The organism is Reinekea sp. (assembly GCF_046710285.1).
GTDB lineage: Bacteria > Pseudomonadota > Gammaproteobacteria > Pseudomonadales > Natronospirillaceae > Reinekea.
Genome location: NZ_JBKEGY010000030.1, coordinates 34,628 through 41,340, shown reverse-complemented (window position 1 = coordinate 41,340; position 6,713 = coordinate 34,628). Strand labels below are relative to the sequence as shown.

Here is a 6,713-nt window from a genome sequence, read left to right as displayed (position 1 = left end):
CCTTGTAGCAATGCTTTGAACTTTAACCAGGGGTTACGTGTGGCCATTACGGGTTCCTCTCAATAGTTATGTTTTGGTATACAGCTGCGCCACCGGATTGAGTCACGCTAATACTGGTTGAGAGCACCAAGCCTAAATAGTCGTTGGCGCTGACATCATGTAAAACTTTGAGCAATTGCCCTGGTTCAATTATGCCTGGTACCGCTTGGCTTTCAGGTATGAATATCGAAAGTGTTTCGATTACCTTGTTACCGGTGCTGGCTATCTCTGCCTTACCTCGACTGATTGCAGGTTGTGGGTCCGTGATTAGGTCTTCATACACATCGGGCATGGGTTGAGTGCCACCAGACCCTTGGCGTCTTACATCGACACTGACACCCAGTTCGGTACCAGACACGAAACAGGCGTTGAACTCTTGGGCGGGCTCGTACTTAGCCGAGCGGCTTCGAATCATCCCAGCGTAAACACTCACGTCTGGCGTGGCTGAGTTCCAATGCCAGGGCGCGACTCTATAACGCGGGCGAATCTTCCAGTTGTCGGCATCCTTTTGAGGGATCATAACCCCACCGGCAGCGGTAACAATTTGAGCCACTATTTGGGCGGGCGTCTTGTTCTGGTACCGAAGGGCTCCGATCGGGATTTGCCAATCCGGCAGGTCGTCACTACCGCCTTGGGTCCAGTTTAAAGTGAACCCTGTATTTGCTAGTGCTTGTACAGCTGCTTGATTGGCTGTTGTGGCTAATGCGTTTGTGTGGGTTGATGTTGGGGCAAAGGGAGCGGCCATATATTGAGTTCGACTAGATCCGCCAATTTTGTATTTTTTGGTTGGAAAGCGTTCGTCGGATTCGTAACGATCAATTGCAAATACCCAGCGATGGCCATTAATTGTCACGCTGATATCTTTCATGCCGCTATTGTCTGGCTGTACTAATGCTAGGCTACCTTCACCAAATAGGTCTGCGCTAAACTTCCAGGCAAGGGAGTCAATATTTAGGCTGATAGAAACGTTGGCGATGTCTAACGGGGTGCTGGTTGATATGTCTCTGACATCAAGTGAATTCATTATTAGGTAAACCTCTCTAATTTCTGGTGGCTCTGTAGGGTCGGGTGGCACTTCATTATCTTCGACTGGGTAGGGAAGGTTCCAGTTGCGCCACCGGCTTTCACCTAAGCCCCATGGTAATCCGTGGTCACTGTCACGGGGAGTTGCTTGCTTTGCCGTAAGTCTCATGCTGCTGTCATGCGGTACCGCTGGTCGGCTTGGTTTAATCCATCCAAAATTTAAGCCAATATCGTTCCATGCTTGTGGTGTGTACGGTTCGCCAAAAACGGCCAATGTTAAGTGAGCACGATCTGGGTCGGTGTTTAGAAGTCGTCGCTTATCCGACTTATCATCGTAAAGGTGGCCTGTCACATTCACATGCCACCAAGGGTTGTTTTGAAACCGATCAACGATCGCAGTGTTGACAACAAATGGAACGATGTAATCTACTCGGTCTTTGTGTGTACTGGCATTAAATGGCTGATTGCTGAAATTGTCGCGCGGCTTTGAATCACGATGTTTGGCTGTGATTGAGTGTGCTTTGCTATCAGCTTTGCCCCACAACGATTGGTTGCCATGATCGATTTGGTTAGAAGCGCCAAAACTTGCAATCGTTACTTGCGGTTGGTGCTCTGCTTGCCCATACAACCATCGACTCCCATGATCGGCTTGGTTTGTTGCGCCATGCATCAAGCTCGCTAGTGCGGGGCTATGGTCTGCTGTGTTGCTTGCCAGCGTCCATGACTTCACGAGGTTTGGTTTTTTCCACGGTAAAACTGGACCGCCAGAGGCGTCGTTAAAGTCTAGCTCGATTGCATTCCAGTTTTCTGGCTTGTAATTCTTAGCTGAGAAATCTAGAGCGATCGCGTTGTGGTTTTCTGGAATATAATTCATTTAATAAAGCGGTCTGGATTTTTCGGTATGAGGGCTTGAAACCCAACCGGCGGGGTTGATTGCCCATTATCGTTATCACCCCAACAAAAAACCGACTTATCATTCAATATTGCCGCACCATGTGCTGAATTATAGGAGCCATACGCTAGGCGCACCATATTTAGTGATTGGGCCGGCCCAGCTGTTTGTCCCCAACTAATAATAGTACTGTCATTTCTAGGTGCGCCAAACGAGTAACCACCGCCAGCAATGAACTTAATGTTAGGGTCTGCTGCCGAAGGTGCGCTTTGTTTTTGACCCCACTCAAAAACTTGACCAGAATCTGTCAAAACGGCAAACGCATATCTACCTCCAACGACCTGTATGCCATTTGAAATATTCGGTTTTCCTGTAACAAGGGTGGAGTAATTATCTCCCCATGCTACCAGCGTTCCATTAGACAAAAGGGCTGTTATTGTTCTGTAAGTGAAAGCAATATCTATTGGGTTTATCACTTCCGCAGGAATGTTAGCTTGTCCTTTTGTTGAGTCGCCCCAAACAACTAGGTTCCCGTCTTTCTGTATTGCCGCCGACCCAGTTGGCCCTGCTGCTATTTTTTGGCATAACCCTAAATTATTTGGTGGTGTTGCTTTACCTGCTGTATTGTTACCCCATCCAACCACGGACCCGTCAGACAAAAGTGCCAGTGCATGGTCATGGCCTGCTACAACCTCAATTGCATTAGTTACTATTGGGATACCACTCAAAATTCCGCCTGTGTCTGCTCCCCAGCCTTCTATCGCTCCGTTGCTATTTATCGCAATAGTAAAGTCTCCGCCAGCAGTAATGGTTTCTCTAAAAACTATTGGCGCTGGCTCTAGCTGCGTTACATTCCCTTTAATCGGCCCGCTCGCTATGGGTCTATAATATGGCTTAGGCACCCATGAGACGCTACCATCTGTTGTCGCGCTGGTACCATCAATTGCCCACGCAGGCTCGGTAATTCCTGTCGTGCCACCGGTGCTTGCTTCGTACACAAAGCCGTTTGCCGCTGTCGGGTGAATTATAGTGCCGGCGTTTAAAGTTTTTTCTGCGGTCCAGTCTGCGCCGTAGTGGTCTAGGGCTAGTGCAATTACTGAGCCCTCCCAGCCTGTGTATTGAATTAAAAATGAGCCATCGGGATTACTCATACCTTCCGCTAAAATCTGTCGGCCTGTGGGATCGTCTGAAATCACTAACACAGGTCGCACTGCTGAAACGCCATCAATGCTAACAACACCTGATATTTCTGAAGCTGACATTAGTTGTGATCTCCCCGAAGCTCTAATTTTATTTTGTCGTCAGTTTCAGTAGCTTGACCAGGCAATACCGTCCGAATCATCCAAAGCGGCGCGGCGGCGGCGTTGGTGTCGAAATACAAGCAATTCCCAACGTTCCAGCCTGTACCCCAGCCAGCTGCTTTTATTGTGAAATAGGGTGTTCCGGTTTGTGGATTAACTGGTGAGAAATCCACGGCAGTTGATCCGGTACCCACTAAGCCGCGTTCTTCGCTGTATAAGCTGAACGCGCTTGATGAATTGAATTTAATCATCCAGCGATCGGGTACGCTGCCGCTGTTGTCTATCGCGATCGGATAGGCAATTGCATTGTATTGCGCGTCCGTTTTCGTTCCGGTATTGCCATAGCCAACATCAGTTGTGTAGCTGTTTAGGTTTTTGATGCGGGCTTGCAAGTCGCCCAAGTATACCGCTGATGCGACCCATGAGCCGATTGGGTAATCGTGCGCGATCGGTTGGGCTAGGGTTAGTTGGCCGTCAATGCGAGCTTCACTGCAAAGTGCCATATCATCAATGCGATGTACAAAATAAAGCGTGCCTGTCAGTGGTGTGCTGGCTTCGTCTACGGCTGAAAAGGGAGTCGCTAGAGTTATGGTGCCTAGCTCTTTATCAAGAATGGCTTGATCAGCTTTTAGTCGGGTACCCGTTTGGTCTTCTATCCACCCGTCGTGTAGCGTGGTTCGGTTTGCGCTTACAACTAGCCCGTCGCTTGGCGTGGTAATCTCGTCTTTTTGAGTGTGGGTTAATACCAATATTCCGGCATCTCTGAAAATTGGTACGCGACCGTCTGCCGGCAGTCGCACAGGATCAAGACCTAAAATTTGAGAACTAAGTGGCACGCTTTTGTAACTCACGGCGTTATAAAAAATACTTGAGGCTTCCATGGCGGTTGAAAACTTAACGTTGATAATACCGTCATCAAGGTCGATTGTTCCGCTGGCGTTTAGTCCGGTACCAACAAGATTCCCCGCGCCATCACCTGCGGATGTGTAGCTGCCGCCAACCCCGTCTTCACATCGAAGCGTAAAACCTGAAGGCCGTAAAGGGCTGTTTTTGGTTCTAAACGTTGTTGCAATAATGACGTTGAAGTCTTCACCTGTGAGCACTGATATCGGCGTGATATTTGCGGCAGCGGGTCGGCCAGCGTAATCGTCAATGATGACCTGACCAGTCTTGTATTCGATCGTGCCAATGCTGGTACCAACGCCCGTAGACGTGCTAAAGCTTCGCACGATTTGACCAGCGCCGTTGTCATACCAGTGCTCGCTAGCAACTTGCAAAATGACTGAGCCTGGCACAACAGGGTCACCATCACTTAGTCTAAAATGCCATTTAAAAACATTGCGCGGTTTAACTTCGGTTGAAGACACTGGTGTTTCAGAATCAAAAATGTAAGTGACCTCAATGGACTGTGCGAGTATTTGCTCGACTATAGTAGTCTCAAATACTTTTGTTTCGTATTTAGTATAAGCCTGATCGTTAGGGTCAATCTCCCAGCGTTCGCGTGTTGTTCTAGAACCACTTAAAAAGGCAGTGCCGGTCAACACTATTGTCCCGGTTAGGTAGTTGATGGTTCCAACGTTAGCATCATTTAGCTTGATGACTCCATTCCCATCATCTTCGAATGCCAGGCTGATATGCTGATACTTTTCAAGGTTGGGTGCACTAAATAGCTTAACCAGTTTCTTTTCGCTTTTTTCTAGCTGGAACCTCACTGTTCCCGGCTTAACGCCACCCGCCAAGATGTTGATGGTTATATCGCTTCGGTTGGTATTTTTTGCGATGCTGATTGTGTCAGTCTGGCGAGTAGCTGCTGGGTTGTATGTGTAGTTCATTTCCCAATCAGTGCCCGCGTCCGGTATTCCTGTTATTTCAATAAACCCGCTGGCGTAAGAAATAGCCCCAGTAGCATCACCAGTTAGCGCGCCGGCACCGTTGTCATTCGCTGTTTTGGCCACGCTCCCTTGAGTCCAATTGATCGTAAAACTACCAGGTGTAATGTCTTGGTTTTCTAAGTTAATGCGGGTCGGTACCGCGCCAGAAAACGCAGTGCCTTCGCCGCTGATGTAATCGTCAGGATCACTCCATTGAAAGAAGATTTGGCTGTTTGCATCAGGCTGTACATTCAATGCAACGGCTACTGAACCTGTTGAATAGTTGATCTGACCACCACCGTCGCCAGTTAAATTACCTGCGCCGTCATCTTGTATGGTGTACCACTTATTCAAGTACTGATAACTCAACTCAAAGCTACGCCGCGCGGGTAGTGCGTTTAATTGCAATACATAGTTGAAGTTCCGGTTGTTGTCGCTGATCTCAATGGCGCCTGTGTGCGGTACCCGAGTTTTAACAGCTGCAGGTGTGTACGTGAGCGATTGATTGGTTGAGCCCAAGGTTTGACCTAAGATACTGATTACACCACCGGCATAATCTATTTGCACTAAATCGAATCCAGTTGTCGTGCCGTCAGACCGTTCGAAGCGATCATTCTTATCTGTAAATGTTACTCCGCCCACTTGAAACGAAATTGAGCCTGGTAATATCGCAGTCGGTAGATAGATTTCACCTACGTTTGTATTTACCGTGAGCGTCAACGGGGTCGTTGTTGGAATAAAGGTATCAACATAACCGCCAGGCTTCTGATCAATAATCGCAGTCTCGCTACTGGCCGTTGGGATAATGGGGGCAAAGGTGTTTTCTACCTTCAGTGATGTTGCGCCTGCCGTGATCGCTTCAGCCAGCTTGCTAGTACCGTAGTACTTTGCACTCACACTGGGTGACGTATCGTGTACATAGCTTGTTTGGGTTTGATAAGGGTGCGGGTCTACATTCGGAAAGTCTCGCTCTAGCTCTGTGCTGATGCTCATTATCCACTGTCGAACAGGGAAGTTGATTACAGCAGTGTTTCCGCCTTCGTTTCGTAAGTACGTGAATATTTCATTCGTTTCGATGACTTCAGTCACTTTAACAAACTGTCGGGTTGCTTCATCTTCACCAATTTGCAACATGTAAGTGTCACCAGAAACTGGCGCTGGGGTATTGGTTACACCGCTATAAGCGATGATTGATTGCTGGCCTTTGTTTTGGTTGCCACGGAGCCTTAAACCAGTTCTAGGACCCGCAATAACAAATGATTCAATACGCTGGCGTGCTGATGCGCGTTCATCATAAAAGTTCTCAGTCGTAAACAGCAAACCCGAAACATTAGGGTCAGCAGGTTGCTCAGCTATGATCGCGTGACTATCGAGATATAGATCGGCCGTGGCTGTATCTACTTTCAAAAAACCTTTGCGCAATGACACATTGCCATAGGTGCGGTTGATGCGAGAGATATCTTCGAACAAGTTATTGATCTCAGCATCGATGACAGGCAGTCCGGTCATGCTGCCACCACCGTCGCTGTTGTCCGTCAAACGTTCCGGTTGCATTAATTTGATGTCGTTGGCTGTAATGCTCATTAC

Annotated in this window: 3 protein-coding genes; all 3 read right to left on the bottom strand. The window is 48.1% G+C overall.

Features of this window, described 5'->3' with window-relative positions:
• Window positions 1-46: 46 nt before the first annotated feature.
• From ACI882_RS16145 to ACI882_RS16135, 3 genes are read right to left on the bottom strand one after another with little or no spacing between them, the layout of a single operon-like run.
• Entirely contained in the window at window positions 47-1,936 is a 1,890-nt protein-coding gene (locus ACI882_RS16145; protein WP_411746649.1) for a hypothetical protein, read from the bottom strand.
• Entirely contained in the window at window positions 1,933-3,216 is a 1,284-nt protein-coding gene (locus ACI882_RS16140; protein ID WP_411746650.1) for an RCC1 domain-containing protein, read from the bottom strand. The genes ACI882_RS16145 and ACI882_RS16140 overlap by 4 nt, the downstream gene beginning before the upstream one ends.
• Window positions 3,216-6,710, bottom strand: a complete 3,495-nt coding sequence (locus ACI882_RS16135; protein WP_411746651.1) for a hypothetical protein — start codon at window positions 6,708-6,710, stop codon at window positions 3,216-3,218. The genes ACI882_RS16140 and ACI882_RS16135 overlap by 1 nt, the downstream gene beginning before the upstream one ends.
• Window positions 6,711-6,713: the final 3 nt, after the last annotated feature.